This window comes from Rhizobium sp. C104, from assembly GCF_022354505.1.
In the GTDB taxonomy this organism is placed as follows: domain Bacteria; phylum Pseudomonadota; class Alphaproteobacteria; order Rhizobiales; family Rhizobiaceae; genus Rhizobium; species Rhizobium redzepovicii.
The window spans coordinates 552,297-565,904 of sequence record NZ_CP092352.1 but is presented as its reverse complement, the minus strand read 5'-3'; the positions used below and the strand labels follow the sequence as shown (position 1 = coordinate 565,904).

9 protein-coding genes and 1 pseudogene are annotated in these 13,608 nt (G+C 56.6%); 2 read left to right on the top strand and 8 right to left on the bottom strand.

Annotated elements, in window-relative coordinates:
* Positions 1–44: 44 nt before the first annotated feature.
* The 6 genes and pseudogenes from MF410_RS30785 to MF410_RS30760 form a co-directional block, all read right to left on the bottom strand.
* Complete coding sequence (locus MF410_RS30785; RefSeq protein WP_125849333.1) at positions 45–2,198, bottom strand: molybdopterin cofactor-binding domain-containing protein; 2,154 nt, start codon at positions 2,196–2,198, stop codon at positions 45–47.
* Between the two features lie 11 nt (positions 2,199–2,209).
* Positions 2,210–2,659 (bottom strand): (2Fe-2S)-binding protein, encoded by a 450-nt coding sequence (locus tag MF410_RS30780; protein ID WP_017965601.1) that lies wholly within the window; start codon positions 2,657–2,659, stop codon positions 2,210–2,212.
* A 21-nt stretch (positions 2,660–2,680) separates the two neighbouring features.
* On the bottom strand, positions 2,681–3,055 hold the full coding sequence (locus MF410_RS30775) for a cytochrome c family protein (RefSeq protein ID WP_125849335.1): 375 nt from the start codon (positions 3,053–3,055) through the stop codon (positions 2,681–2,683).
* A 68-nt stretch (positions 3,056–3,123) separates the two neighbouring features.
* On the bottom strand, positions 3,124–4,341 hold the full coding sequence (locus tag MF410_RS30770) for an MFS transporter (RefSeq protein ID WP_239620805.1): 1,218 nt from the start codon (positions 4,339–4,341) through the stop codon (positions 3,124–3,126).
* A 27-nt stretch (positions 4,342–4,368) separates the two neighbouring features.
* A pseudogene (locus MF410_RS30765) lies at positions 4,369–5,195 on the bottom strand (alpha/beta hydrolase).
* A 164-nt stretch (positions 5,196–5,359) separates the two neighbouring features.
* Entirely contained in the window at positions 5,360–5,806 is a 447-nt protein-coding gene (locus tag MF410_RS30760; RefSeq protein WP_125849339.1) for an AraC family transcriptional regulator, read from the bottom strand.
* A 364-nt stretch (positions 5,807–6,170) separates the two neighbouring features.
* On the opposite strand from MF410_RS30760, the gene MF410_RS30755 reads away from it, so the two are divergent.
* Both MF410_RS30755 and MF410_RS30750 read left to right on the top strand, forming a co-directional pair.
* Positions 6,171–6,959, top strand: a complete 789-nt coding sequence (locus tag MF410_RS30755; RefSeq protein ID WP_125849341.1) for an SDR family oxidoreductase — start codon at positions 6,171–6,173, stop codon at positions 6,957–6,959.
* A 158-nt stretch (positions 6,960–7,117) separates the two neighbouring features.
* A complete protein-coding gene (locus MF410_RS30750; protein WP_239620803.1) occupies positions 7,118–9,898 on the top strand; it encodes a winged helix-turn-helix domain-containing protein in 2,781 nt (926 codons plus the stop codon).
* A gap of 38 nt (positions 9,899–9,936) precedes the next feature.
* Here the strand turns inward: MF410_RS30750 and MF410_RS30745 are convergent, their stop codons facing one another.
* Both MF410_RS30745 and MF410_RS30740 read right to left on the bottom strand, forming a co-directional pair.
* Positions 9,937–10,695: an SDR family NAD(P)-dependent oxidoreductase gene (locus MF410_RS30745; RefSeq protein ID WP_125849343.1), complete on the bottom strand. Its 759-nt coding sequence runs from the start codon at positions 10,693–10,695 to the stop codon at positions 9,937–9,939.
* 213 nt (positions 10,696–10,908) lie between these two features.
* Entirely contained in the window at positions 10,909–13,455 is a 2,547-nt protein-coding gene (locus MF410_RS30740; RefSeq protein ID WP_239620800.1) for an MFS transporter, read from the bottom strand.
* Positions 13,456–13,608: the final 153 nt, after the last annotated feature.

Genomic DNA, 13,608 nt, shown 5'->3' with positions numbered 1-13,608 from the left:
TGTAGCAGGCCGCGCTTGAATGCGCGGCCTGCAGTCTTGCCGCACTAGGCTAGTGCCTCGGCAAGCGGCAAGGAGCGAATCCGCTTTCCTGTTGCCGCAAAGATCGCGTTGCCAAGTGCACCAGCTGCGGCGGCCGTTCCAGCCTCGCCGACACCTCCTGGCGCTTCGCCACTTTTGATCTGATAGACCTCGATCTTGGGTGCCTCGTTGATACGGAGTACCCGATAGGTGTCGAAGTTCGTCTGATCGACAGCACCGTCGGTGAAGGTGACCTGATTGAACATCGCGCTGCTCAGGCCAAAGATCACTCCGCCCTCCATCTGGGCGACAACGGTGTCTGGGTTGATCACAACGCCGCAATCAACCGCGATGACCGAGCGAACGAGGCGAACCTCCTTTTCGTCGGTGATCTCGATTTCCAGGATGTGCGCGAGATAGCTTCCAAAAGCCACTTGAAGGCTGATGCCCTTGCCCCTTCCCGGCGGCAATGCTTGACCCCAGCCTGCTTTCTCGGCAGCAAGGTTCAGTACCGCAAGTGCTCGCGGATTCTTCGTGAGCATCTTCCGGCGAAACTCAAGCGGGTCCTGCTTTGTCGCGGTCGCCATCTCATCCACAAAGCTCTCGACTACAAAGAGATTGTGCGTTGCCCCGACACCTCTCCACCAGCTGGTGTTAACACCCGCTGGCTCGTCGCGAACATAATCCGCAAAAACGGCCTCTTCATCGTAGGGGGTCTCCGACGCGCAATCGACGGCATCGGGATCGATGCCATTCTTGAACGCTGCTGGCGCCCACCGTGCGAAGATGGAGGACCCCGTCACCCGATGCGTGCGGCCAATCATGCGGCCGTCCTTGTCGAGGCCTGCGGCCACCCGATCGTAGTAATATGGCCGGTAATAGTCGTGCGTCATGTCCTGTTCGCGCGTCCAGACCAGTTTGACCGGGTAGCGGGTGTCCTTCAGGAGTTTGGCCGCCAGCTCTATCGTGTCGACGTCCAAGCGGCGTCCAAACGCTCCACCCATCAGCTGATTGTTCACGGTGACTTTTTCGGGCGGTAGCCCTGTGATGTCCGCGACTGCCTTTTGTGTGCGGACAGGCACCTGTGTGCCTACCCAGACCTCCGCCCGGTCGTCCTGAATATGCAGGGTGCAATTCAGGGGTTCCATCGGTGAATGCGATAGGAACGGCGAACGGTAAATCGCCGAAAGCTTTGTTGGGGCGTTTGCGATTACGTCAACCGCTTTATTTTCGTCACGGATGACGACCCCCGGCTGTTGCGATACCTGGTCCATCTTGGCGACAATAGTGTCCACCGTGACGGCGCCGTTTTCACCCGCGTCCCATTCGATATTGAGGGCATCCAGGCCTTGCTTCGCCGCCCACATGTGTTCGCCGATCACCGCAACAGCGGCATTATCGGCGGTCACGATGTCGAGGACACCTTTCACGGCGCGAGCCGCAGCTTCATTCATTTTTGTGAAACGGCCACCGGTCACCGGAGATATCGCCAGCGTCGCATATTTCATGCCGGGGACCCTGATATCCATACCGTAGACGACCGAACCGTTGACTTTGCCGGGAGTGTCGAGCCTCTTTGCTCGCGTTCCGATGACTTTGAACTGAGACGGGTCCTTCAATGGAACGTCGGCTGGAACGGGCAGCTTTGCCGCCTCGGCCGCAATGTCATAGTAGGTCGACGATTGATTTGAAGCGTCGTGGTAGATCGTCCCCTCATGGACCCGACATTGCGCTGGATCGACCCGCCACTTGGCGGCCGCCGCTCCAACAAGCATGATACGCGCCGTAGCGGCTGCCTGCCGTAGCCGCATCCAGTCGGAACGAGTTGATGTCGATCCACCCGTCGCCTGGTCGTACAGGATGGGATCCATATATTTCGAAAGGTCCGGCGGAGCGGCTTCCACTTTCAACTGGTCAAGCCGAAGCTCTAGCTCCTCTGCCATCAACATCGCGCTGGATGTATAAATACCCTGCCCTACCTCCGTGTGTGGCATGATCAGGGTGATCCCGTTTTCATCAATTTTCACGAAGGCATTGGGCGTGAAGGCGGCCTCTTCAGAGGAACTCGCTGGGCCGGTTGCTCGCCCCATCCGTGGCAGTTGAACCGCCAGCACAAGACCTCCGGTCGCCAGGACGGTACCTTTGAGGAAGCCGCGACGGGAATGAAGATTGTTGATCATGTCAGTCCCCTCTATGCCGCTGCAGTGTGGATCGCGTCGCGGATCCGGACATAAGTGCCACAACGGCAAATATTGCCTGCCATTGCCTCATCGATGTCCGAGTCTGTCGGCTTCGCATTGCTATTAAGAAGCGCCGTTGCCGACATGATCTGGCCGGACTGACAGTACCCGCACTGGACAACCTCCTTTTCGAGCCACGCTGTCTGGATTTTGCGCCCGTTTTCGGTCTCACCGACGCCCTCGATCGTGGTGATCTGTTGAGCATCGATCATATCCATGGTTGTCTGACAGGATCGAACTGCCATGTTGTCTATCAGGACGGTACAGGCTCCGCATTGGGCGATGCCGCAGCCGTATTTGGTTCCGGTCATGCCGAGCACGTCTCTCAAAACCCAGAGCAGTGGCATGTCGTCCGGGACATCGACTTCATGTGTTTTGCCGTTGATGGTGATCGTCTTCATTGGTCTAACCTTCCTGGGTCTCTATTGCGCTGTCAGTGTTTTCAGGTAGCTGATGACATCTGCTCGATCCTGGTCTTTCGGGATTGATGCGCTCATGCGGGTCCCCTTGACCACGGCGGCTGGCGCTTTAAGGAAGGCGTCGAGAGTAGGCTCATCCCAAGTGAGACCAGACCCCTTCAAAGCAGCGGAATAGTTGTACCCAGCGATGCTTCCAGCAGGGCGACCGACAACATTCAGAAGGCCCGGACCCACCTTGTTTTGCTCGGTCGTCGCGTGACAGGCACTACAGCGGGCAAAGACCTTTTTGCCCTTGTCTGGATCTCCATCGGCTTGGACCGACGAGGCCCCAAGCACTGTCATTCCCACGGCAATCATGACGGCCTGCAACTTTTCCATGGTTCCTCCTTTGGAAAATCGGAATGCGAAAGGGGCAGCAATCTTGCCACCCTTGGTGAATTCGACTGTTAAGTGGCACTTCTAGGCTGCCTAATCCTCGCACTTGCGTAGGTAGCAATGAGAAGAGCGATACCTTCCCCAATCACGCCTGTGATGCCCAGGTCACCGACACCGCCCCGCGAAAGCACGACGGATCCGATGGCGCTGCCAACGGCAAAGCCCAGGTACATGAATGACGTGCTGAGTGAGACTGCGATTGGGACTGCAGGCTGACCGACCTGAATCAAAGTGGCAATCTGTGCCGGATAGAACGCCCAGATCGCGATACCCCAAAAAGCAACCGCAATGACCGTCGGAACAATGGCCTGATCGGGCGTCAGAACTCTTGCAAAGAAAATAAGCGAGACGAAAACTAACACCGCAAGGATCAGGCTTGCGGCGACGACCGGTCTTGCTCCCATCAGATCATTCAGGGTGCCACCAAGTGCGATGCCGATTGCAGCGCCGATCCCCCATACCGAGACAACGGCGCTAATTCCATTTGGGCCAAGGCCATCGACCTGGTTCAGATACGGAGCGATGTAGGTCCAGACCGAATAGGTCCCGAGCGCCCAGAAGAAGATCACAGCCAGTTCCCGGAAGACCTGGGGTCGTTTAACGATCGCGAGGCGCTCGGCGACCGACGCAATGCGCATTTCGGTGCCATCGGTACGAGGCAGCTTTGCAACCAGCGCGACCACTGCGATGATCGACAGGGCCGCGACGCCGAGGAAAGTAACCCGCCACCCAAGGGCGTTTCCTACGAGTGAGCCAATAGGCAGCCCGATTGCGATTGCTATAGTCAAACCACCGTTCAAGATGGCAAGGGCCCGTCCCCGTTTTTCTGGCACAACTAAGGCGCCCATCAACGCGTTGGCGTTCGGGGTGTAGAGTCCCGCCGCCATGGCCAATAGGACACGAGCAGAAAAAATTCCCCAGTATCCTTGGGATGCCCAGGCCACCAAATTAGCCAGCGCGAAAGCCGCCATTGTCAGGACGAGCAGTCGTTTGCGGTCGACCCGTCCAAACAGGATGGTTAGGAGCGGCGATGTGATCGCCAAGGTAAGGGTGAAGACGGTAACGAGGCTACCCAGTTCCGAAACCGGGAGTGAAAGATCCTCTCCCATTTCCGGCAGAAGGGGAACAATCATGAACCCCTCCGTGCCAATGGCAAAGGTGCCTAATGCCATAATGTAGGCTGGCGCGAGCGACTGACCTGCCGCGCGTTCGCTTGAAATAGAAGTCATTTGGATCGCCTCTGCGCCAGCCAGCGGTTACGATGCTGCCTTGATGAAAGTCATCACGTCAGCATTGAACTTTTCAGCCTGCGTCTGAGCCAGACCGTGAGGCGCACCCGGATAGACCTTGAGTGTCGCATTCTTGACGATCTTTGCGCTCTTGAGGCCAGCTGCGGCGATCGGCACGATCTGATCGTCGTCCCCATGAATGATGAGGGTCGGCTTGTCGATTTTCCTGAGATCGTCCGTGTAGTCGACCTCCGAAAATTCGCGAATGCAATCGTATTCGCCCTTGATTCCGCCTTCCATTCCCATCAGCCAGAAGGTTTCACGGAGGCCTTCGTTGACCTTGGCGCCCTCGCGATTGAAGCCATAGAAAGGGATCGTCAGATCCTTGTAGAACTGCGAGCGATCGGTCGCAGTGCCCTTTCGGATGCCGTCGAAGGCTTCAATGGGAGTGCCTTCGGGATTGGCATCGGTTTTGAGCATGAGGGGCGGGACTGCGCCGACCAGCACCACTTTTGAAACTCGCTTCGTGCCGTGGCGGCCAATGTAATGTGCGACTTCGCCGCCACCGGTGGAGTGGCCGATCATGACCAAATCCTTCAGATCGAGATGCTCGATGACCTCAGCGAGGTCGTCGGCATACTGATCCATATTGTTACCGGTCCAGGGCTGATCAGATTTTCCATGGCCACGACGGTCGTGAGCAATGACTCGGAAGCCATTCATGCCGAAATACAGCATCTGTGCGTCCCAGGCGTCACTCGAAAGTGGCCAGCCGTGCGAGAAAGAATCGGCTGCCCCTTGCCCCAATCCTTGTAAGCGATTTTGGTACCGTCTTTCGTCGTGACAAAGTTCATGTACTGGTTTCCTTGTTTTGTTTTGACTGCAGCTTGAGTCTCGTGCGGCATGCCGACTGCAAATGAAGCGGTTACGGCGGCACCGGCCAGCAGCGTATGGCGGCGGCTGATGAGAAATTCATTGGACATTTTCGTTCCTCTCGTCAGGAGATAAGCGCCTCTAATCAGGCGTTTGCGGATGCGTGTACGTCTGCCGAGCCAAGGCGACGCCACGAAGCCGGAGTGTGTTGAGTGGTGCACTTGCCAGCGCTCAGGCGCCGCCATTTGAGCGGGGTGACACCAACCAGACGCTTGAACACCTTCGAGAGATGCGCTTGGTCACTCAGACCACACGCCTGGGCGATTTGGCTCAGCGGCTCATCGGTCGAAGAAATGAGATATTTCGCGGCATCAACGCGGCGGCTCAAAACGTAGTCGTAGGGCGAGCGGCCGAAGGAGACCTTGAAACCCTTCGAGAACCGGCTCGCGCTCAAGCGGACTTGGTCGCCCAGCTCCTGGACACGGATGCAGCCATCGATGTTCTCATCGATATAGCGGACTACCTTGTTCTTCTGCCAATCGGAAAGGCCCGCAACGGTCTTGTGGGAATTCCGGCGGGGGCCGTGCGCCATGTCAGCGAGCCGAACACGACTTTCTGGACGGAGATCGATTGCGGTGTCCTGAGGTCCGAGACCCCAGACGCGTTCACCGCCCGGGCCTACGAGGAATGGTATGAATGAAACCGTTCGTGTCATGGCAGTGTCCTTTCTGCTTCGATGGCTGAAAGGTAGCTGCAGGCTGCCCCGTAACACGAGCTAAGCGATGTTAAGAGATGTTAGGGCGTTAACGACCCGGAGCGCGTTCCGTTAACAAGTCCGATTCGTGATCGCGGTAGCCCGCTACTTGAAGGTCCGCGTGGGCGCCCGATGGTACAATAATCAGTTCCAGGGCGAGCCTATATGTGAAGCTAGGCGGATAGGGAGCTTCAAGCACCAAATGCAACAGGATGACGTCACTTTGGATGGACGGACTGATAGTCTTCGGCCCCTGGCTGGACAAGTAGCGCTTTTAACCCGAGCGGATGAAGGGGTCGGCATGGCCACTGCTGCCGCGCTAGCTCAGTGCGGCGCCAATCTGGCATTGACGCTTATTGACACGGAGGTTGAGTCTGCTTCGCTGGACGAACTCCGCCGCATTGGCTGTAAAGTCGTGGTGTTTAGAGCACCCACGGATTGTAGTTCGACACAGCATACCCAGCTGGTTCGACAGGTTATCGCGGAATTTGGCAAGATTGACGTCTTGGTCGCTAACTCTGAGTATCGTGTTCAATGGCAAGTTGACGACGATGACCTCGATGAGGACCAGGTTGAGCTGCAATATTCTATGAACGTCAAATCTAACATCGCGCTGATTCGAGCAGTGATACGGGTCATGACCAGTGGTGGGCGCGTTATTGCCCTTGGTTCTAGCCTCGCGGATCGTGTCGGAACCCCGGGCCTTGCCGATTTTGCGGCAACTCGTGCCGCGTTGGCCGCCTTCTGCAAGGGCGCGGCGCATGATCTGGGACCACGCGGAATCTCGATTAACGTCGTCCAGATGGGCGCCATCGCTTTCGACGCCGTTGCAGTTTCACCGGACATCATCGAATCCGAACGTGCTTCAACTGCCCTCAAGAGGCTTGGAACGCCATCGGAAGTGGCAAGTGCAATCACATTTCTTGCTGGGCCGAGCGCCTCTTTCATCACAGGCAGCGTGTTGAACGTCGACGGTGGGTATAACGCATAGCCCGCTTGTTCACGCAGAGGTTCGTTGAACCCATGAACCAGTTGGTTTATAGGCCATTCTAATATCAAGAATGGGCTGAGCATGAGAGTGGCATCCTTACAAGCGTTGGACCTTTCAGCTTCAGCAGCGGGTGAAAACGACCGCGTTTTGTTAGTTTCTTGGCCGACCAGGTCCAGCGACTCATGACTGTACTAAGATTTGGTCGTTTCGAACTCGATATTGCTCATCGTAGCCTCTCCGAGTCGGGAAAAATCCTTCACCTTGGCGGGCGTGCTTTCGACATTTTGGCCGTTTTAGTTGCACGAGCTGGGCAGATCATCAGTAAAGATGAACTGATTAGAGCCGTTTGGACGTCCACGACCGTCGACGAAGGCGCTCTGCGCGTCCATATGGTGACGCTCCGAAAGTTGTTGGGGGATAGAGAGGCCGGGCGGTATATCGAAAATATCCCTGGACGTGGCTACGCCTTTGTCATGCCGGTCCAATCTGTTGAAGACGGCGAGAGCAGCAGCAATGTGCAGCCGGTTGCGATCCCAAAAGCAAACATCTCAAGCAATCTACCTCGTCTCGCTGGACGATTGATCGGCCGGGAGACTTTCGTTGAGGAGACCGCACGACTTCTGGCCTCTAGCCGCCTGGTCACGATCGCTGGTGCTGGAGGAATTGGAAAAACATCCGTGGCTCTCGCTATTGGCGAGATCCTGAGCGAGTCGCGGCCGGTGCTGTTTGTAGATCTTGCTGCGCTCACCGACGGGCGGCTCATCATGCCGACACTTGCTTCGCTGCTTGGAGTCACAGTGTTTTCGGACGACGCCGAGCCCGCCGTGTTGCGGGCATTGGAAGATAGCAATGTTCTGCTTGTTTTCGACAACTGCGAGCACCTTATTCTCGAGGCCGCGTCTTCGACCGAAGACATTCTGACTGCCACGCCTAACGTATCGATCCTGGCTACCAGCCGTGAACCCCTGCGCGTTTCAGGCGAGAGGATCCGGCAACTGCCTTCGCTGGTCATTCCGCCGGAGGACGCCACCAACGCTGATTGGTCCTCGTTTTCAGCGATGGAACTCTTTATCGACAGGATGATGCTTTCATCTGACGTTGAAAGTTTTGATCGGCCTGAGGATTTTGAAACCGCTGCGTCAATCGTCAGGCGGCTTGATGGAATTCCGCTGGCGATCGAATTTGCAGCCTCTCGCGTCGCTCACCTGGGGCTTGCCAATCTTGCCAACTCCCTGGATGACCCGCTGACCGTGTTGCGACGGGGGCGCCGTACCGCCCCACCCCGCCAACAGACCCTGCGAGCCACGTTGGACTGGAGCTTCGATAGCCTGACGCCCACCGAGAAATCGCTTTTCGAATACGTTGCCGTGTTTGCTGGTTCATTCTCGTCGGATGCGGCTCTCTCTGTTAGCGGCGGCCGTCTCTCCGAGGACGACTTCTACGAGGCTTTCGACGGTCTGTTCCTGAAGTCATTCCTATCCGTGAGCGCCGGAGACGGAAGCTATCGACTTCTCGAAACGACCAGGCGTTATGGTCTTGAGAAGCTGGAGAAGAGTGGTCAGTCCGATGCGATCAGAGCCGCACACGCTGTCTATTGTGAAAAGGAGCTGCAAAGCGCGGAAGCCGATTGGAAGGTTCTGGCCACTCCGCAGTGGATGCGACGCTACTCATCTCTGATCAATGACGTCCGAGCTGCGATACAGTGGAGCGTCGACCATGAACGCGACGCGGATTTCGCGATACGTCTCTCGGCGAGGTCAACGGTTCTGTGGGCGCAACTCGGCCTCATGAACGAACAAACGAAGGTAGTCGAGCAAGCCTTGGCCAGACTTCCAGGTTCGAAGCACGTAGGGACACGCATCGAACTGGAGCTTCGGATATCGAGGGGTGGAGCGTTATTCCACGTTCGGGGCTTCCCTGCCGACCCTGAAGCCTTGGCGGAATTCGATCGCAGTGCCGAGATCGCGGAAGCGCTGGGCGACACGTCCACGTTCATCAGAGCTACGGCTGGCCGAGCCTCCATATGGGTTTCAAACGCGCGATACGCTGAAGCTATCGATATGGCGCTCAAACTTGGAATTCGGTTTCCCGAGATGTCACTCGGATCTTTCAGCCGGATGCTTGAGCACGGATACTTCTTCCATGGCAACCTCAAGTTAGCCTCTGATCATGTAGAAGGATCCCTTCGGGATGCTGAAGGGTCTCTGCGACGGACCCTAAACGATGGTGTCGGTTTCGATCAGCGCATCATTTCCCGAGCAGTGCTGATTTTCGTGAAATTCTTGCAGGGTGACACCTCTGAAGCATTCAGAGAACTCGACTCCGCCATGGAAGAGGCCCGTGCTCTCGATTATTCGATATCAACGTGTTTGCTCTTGTTTTTGACGGCATCGCCGATCGCTTTCTTGTCTGGCGATCACAAGCGAGCGGGTGAGTATCTAGATATCGCGGAGACACTCACCAAAAAGCATGCCCTCCACAGATGGTCGCTGTGGGTGGCCGCCTATCGTTCCCTTATCTCTGATGGCATTCAACGACCAGAAACCGAAGAAATTTTCCATTCGGCAGTCGGAATGAGGTTAGAATACCTGCTCGTCCTGGCAGGCGTTCGTGCGCCGTTAGAGGCCCTGGATCGCGGCATAAAAGGAGAAGGCGGCTGGTGCCGTCCCGAACTACTGCGGATAAAAGCCAAGGTATTAAACGAGTCCGACCCACTTCAAGCCCAGTCGCTGATCAAAGCTGCCCTGGATGAAGCGCGGCGGATGGAAGCCCCCTTCTGGGAATTGAGGGCGGCCAACACAGCCTATGAACTGGCGGGACCTGATCAGGAGATCACGGCGCGTGCAAAGATCAAGAGCACTCTCGATAGAGTCGATGGAGCCTATTTGACCGCAGATATTGCAAAGGCACGGGAGATTCTCGACGTGGGTGATCTCTGACGGACGGGACGACCGCCCGCCAGAAAAAGACGATCAACTTAGCGAGGAATCGGATTGTCGATCAGGCTTTGGTTGAACTGCGTGAAGAAAACGTGTTCGCCGGAACCGGGGTTGTCGCGCAGCGGTTTGACGATGTCGACCACAATTTCAGGCGAGTCGCTCGCAAGCTTTGTCATGGTCTCCTTGACGAAAGCTTCCAGCGGCATCGCCCGAGGATCGCCACTCTTCTTGATCAGATCGGTATCAACCCAGGGCGGAGCGATCTCCTGCACCGAAACAGACGTCTCGCGAAGGGCGAAGCGCAGCGACAGCGAATACGAGTGCAATGCTGCTTTCGTGGAAGAGTAAACGGCATTGTAGGCGATCGGCACGTAGGCGAGCACCGACGTGTTGTTGATGATCACGGCGTCTGCCTTGGTCTTGAGATGCTCGATTAGTGCAGACGTCATCCGGATCGGACCGAGAAGGTTGGTGTTTACGATGCTTTGGAGACCTGTCTCATCGATCGGACGCGCGGCGTCATCAAACGGCATGATGCCAGCATTGTTGACCAGGACGTTGAGGCCTGGGTAGTCCGCAATAATGCGCTTTGTCACCGAGTTGATGCTTTCGACATCGGTTATGTCCAGCTCGTAAGCCGCCATCCCAGGATTGGCGTTGATGACGTCATCGAGATATGACTTTCGGCGCCCTGAAATGATCACTTGGTTCCCGAGCTTGTGGAAGGCTTCAGCGAGCCCGCGACCGATGCCGGAACCGCCGCCAGTGATCAAAATGGTGTTTCCCTTAAGGTTCATTGCTATTCTCCCTGGAATAATTGAGCGATGCCGCCCGGCCCTATTCAGGACCGGCGCAGCGTTGGATCGACCAGTCTGGCGGAGAAAAGGCGCTTGGGTCTGCTGGCCCGTGCGCCGTCGCTGCAATCCGTGTTGGCTCGACAACATCAAGATCGAGCAACGGGGAGAAATTGCGAGTTAAGGCTTGCTAAGAGTTATTAGGGTCCTTAACGCCTATTGAGCGGGAATATGCACAATTTCGGAAACCGCTGCAGGGTCGCCTGAAGGCGCGATTGGAAGGACGATTTCGAATATCGCGCCGCCTTCGCCGTGGTTCCTAGCAGACAACGACCCACCATGGGCTTCAACGATCGTCTTGCAGATTGCGAGGCCCATCCCCATTCCATCACCCTTCGTTGTGAAGAATGGAGTGAACACCTTCGCAATATTAGCTTCATCTATGCCTGTGCCGTGATCCCTTACCGATAGCTTTAAAAACTCTGAGCCATCGCAATGAATTTGCAGCGTGATCTCGCGCGAGGCGTCAGGCACATCCTTCATTGCATGAAGGCCGTTCGTGATCAGATTTGCGATGACCTGCTGCAGCTCAACCTTATCGGCGACCACGGCGCCGCTCCTCGCGAAATCAATCCGAACCGTCGTCGCGCTGCTGGTCGTCTCCCTCTCCAGTAAGCTCACGACATCCACGACGAGTTCGCCCAGATCCAGGGTCTCAGGCCGCTTGCCACCACCCTTCAGCCTCTCGCGGGTTCTCTGGATAATCTGGCTAGCCCTGACGCTGTGTTCGACAGCTCTTTCCGCGGCCTTGGTCGCGGCCGCCAGATCGGGCGGGTTCGTTTGAAGCCACCGAACGCACGCTTGGGCAAACATGACAACCGCACCGATCGGCTGATTGACCTCATGAGCAATCGATGCCGAAATTGCGCCGACAGTTGCAACACGGCTCGCGCGTGCGAGTTCGGCTTGAGCAACCAGCAATGCTTCCCTCGCCTGTTCGCGTTGGGTCACGTCGATCATGGCGCAGGCGACACGGTCATAGGCCGCGGCATCATCTGGGAAAGCGATATAGAAAACCACGATCACTTCACGCCCGTCGAGGCGCAAAAGCTTGGTTTCGATCTCCAGATTATGAACCTGGTTCGACATCGCCGTAACGATTGAAACAGCGAGATCATTGCGAGGCGGTAGGAAACGGTCAATTGATCCCAGAACGTCGCCACGGGACGCGCAGCCCAGTAGCGGGACCGTTGCTTCATTGACGTCAGCAAAGCGTATCAGCTGTGCGCATTCATTGCCAAAGCCAGGATCCGACGCAAGAAGTGCAGAGATATCGAGCCTATCGTTGCGCATTTTTTCGATGCGTTGATATAGTTCGGCGAGATCAACCTCACATAGTGAGACGTGCGACTGTTCAAAGATCGAACGGTAGCGCTTTTCACTCTGCGCTAGCGCACCGAGCGTACGGCGCCTTGCGCTGGCATCGAACGCGACCCAACTCATTCCGCCGGTGATGGCGAGATAGAACCCAACGGCCACGAGACCGCTGTAATCCGCGAGCGCCTGGGCCGCCACCGGCGAGAAAGCACCGCCGATAATACCCCCAATGTTAAAGGCGATGGACGTTCCAGTGTACCGAACCCGGGCAGGAAAGAGCCCCGGAAGCCAAGCTCCCAACGGTCCGTTTACGAAGCCCATCGAGAACAGCGAAAACGCAAGGAACAGGAAAATGACGAAAAGCGATCCGCTGCCCAGCATTGGAGCCAAGGCAATACCCGAAACAATAGTTCCGAAGCAGCCGTAGATAAGAACACGCTCAGGCTCCATGCGATCTGAAAGCCAACAAGCAAGGACGATGGCGGCGGCCATGAAACCGATCGCGCCTAGCTCGACCATCAGGAAGGTTGGTCGAGAGTAGCCGAGCGTCGATGTTCCGTAGCCAAGCGCGAATGCTGTTACGGTGTAATATAGCGAAAAGCATGCGACCACGCCGAAAACGCCAGCAACGACGGCGCCCATGTGGTCGCGAAGGACCTCGAACAATGGCACGTTTGCTGGCTGCGCCTCAGCCATTGCCTCCTGGAATTCCGGCGTCTCTACTAGATTGAACCGGACCCAAAGCCCCATTCCGACCAGAGGAGCACTTGCAAGGAAGGGTACTCGCCACCCCCAGTCGACAAACTGCTCCGGTGATAGAGCGAGCGTTAGGCACAGAAACAAACCATTGGCGAGAACGAAGCCGATCGGCGCACCGAGCGGCGCAAACATGGCGAAACGAGCTTTCCAACCAGGCGGCGCGTTCTCCAGCGCGAGCAAAACAGCGCCAGTCCACTCGCCGCCGAGTGCCAAGCCCTGTCCGAATCGAAGCATGCACAAAAGAAGAGGAGCCAGCCAGCCAACCACAGCGTAAGTCGGCAGCAGGCCGATTGCCGCTGTGGAGATCCCCATCATGAGTAGCGATGCCATCAAGGTAGTCTTGCGGCCAACCCGATCGCCGAAATGTCCGAAAACAGCTCCACCGACCGGGCGGGCAATAAAGGCGATGCCGAAGCTCGCATAAGCGCCTATTAGCTCCAAAGAGCTGACCGAAGCTGGAAAAAACAGCGGACCGAAAATCAAGCTGGCAGCCGTGGCGTATATGTAGAAGTCGTAAAATTCGACAGAAGTCCCGATGAGGCTGGATAACAGGACCCGAACCGTCATTGGCCGGTCAATGCTCGGACGAAAACTCCTTGCGGGCGTCAAAATCGCGCTATCGATCATAAAACTGTAAGCCGTCCCTGGAGTTGTCGCCAAAATGCGTCACTCGCTCCCGTAGGCTTACGATTTTTCGTAGTCAATGTTGGACCCTCAAAACCGACACCAATGGATAGGGTTGGCTCGCTACGGTCAGCGACGCATTCATATTGACGGGTT

What these genes read in the sequence shown, in the direction of transcription:
- MF410_RS30785 (WP_125849333.1), bottom strand. Translation starts at nt 2,198, where the DNA reads ATGATCAACAATCTTCATTCCCGTCGCGGCTTCCTCAAAGGTACCGTC.
- MF410_RS30780 (WP_017965601.1), bottom strand. Translation starts at nt 2,659, where the DNA reads ATGAAGACGATCACCATCAACGGCAAAACACATGAAGTCGATGTCCCG.
- MF410_RS30775 (WP_125849335.1), bottom strand. Translation starts at nt 3,055, where the DNA reads ATGGAAAAGTTGCAGGCCGTCATGATTGCCGTGGGAATGACAGTGCTT.
- MF410_RS30770 (WP_239620805.1), bottom strand. Translation starts at nt 4,341, where the DNA reads ATGACTTCTATTTCAAGCGAACGCGCGGCAGGTCAGTCGCTCGCGCCA.
- MF410_RS30760 (WP_125849339.1), bottom strand. Translation starts at nt 5,806, where the DNA reads ATGGCGCACGGCCCCCGCCGGAATTCCCACAAGACCGTTGCGGGCCTT.
- MF410_RS30755 (WP_125849341.1), top strand. Translation starts at nt 6,171, where the DNA reads ATGCAACAGGATGACGTCACTTTGGATGGACGGACTGATAGTCTTCGG.
- MF410_RS30745 (WP_125849343.1), bottom strand. Translation starts at nt 10,695, where the DNA reads ATGAACCTTAAGGGAAACACCATTTTGATCACTGGCGGCGGTTCCGGC.
- MF410_RS30740 (WP_239620800.1), bottom strand. Translation starts at nt 13,455, where the DNA reads ATGATCGATAGCGCGATTTTGACGCCCGCAAGGAGTTTTCGTCCGAGC.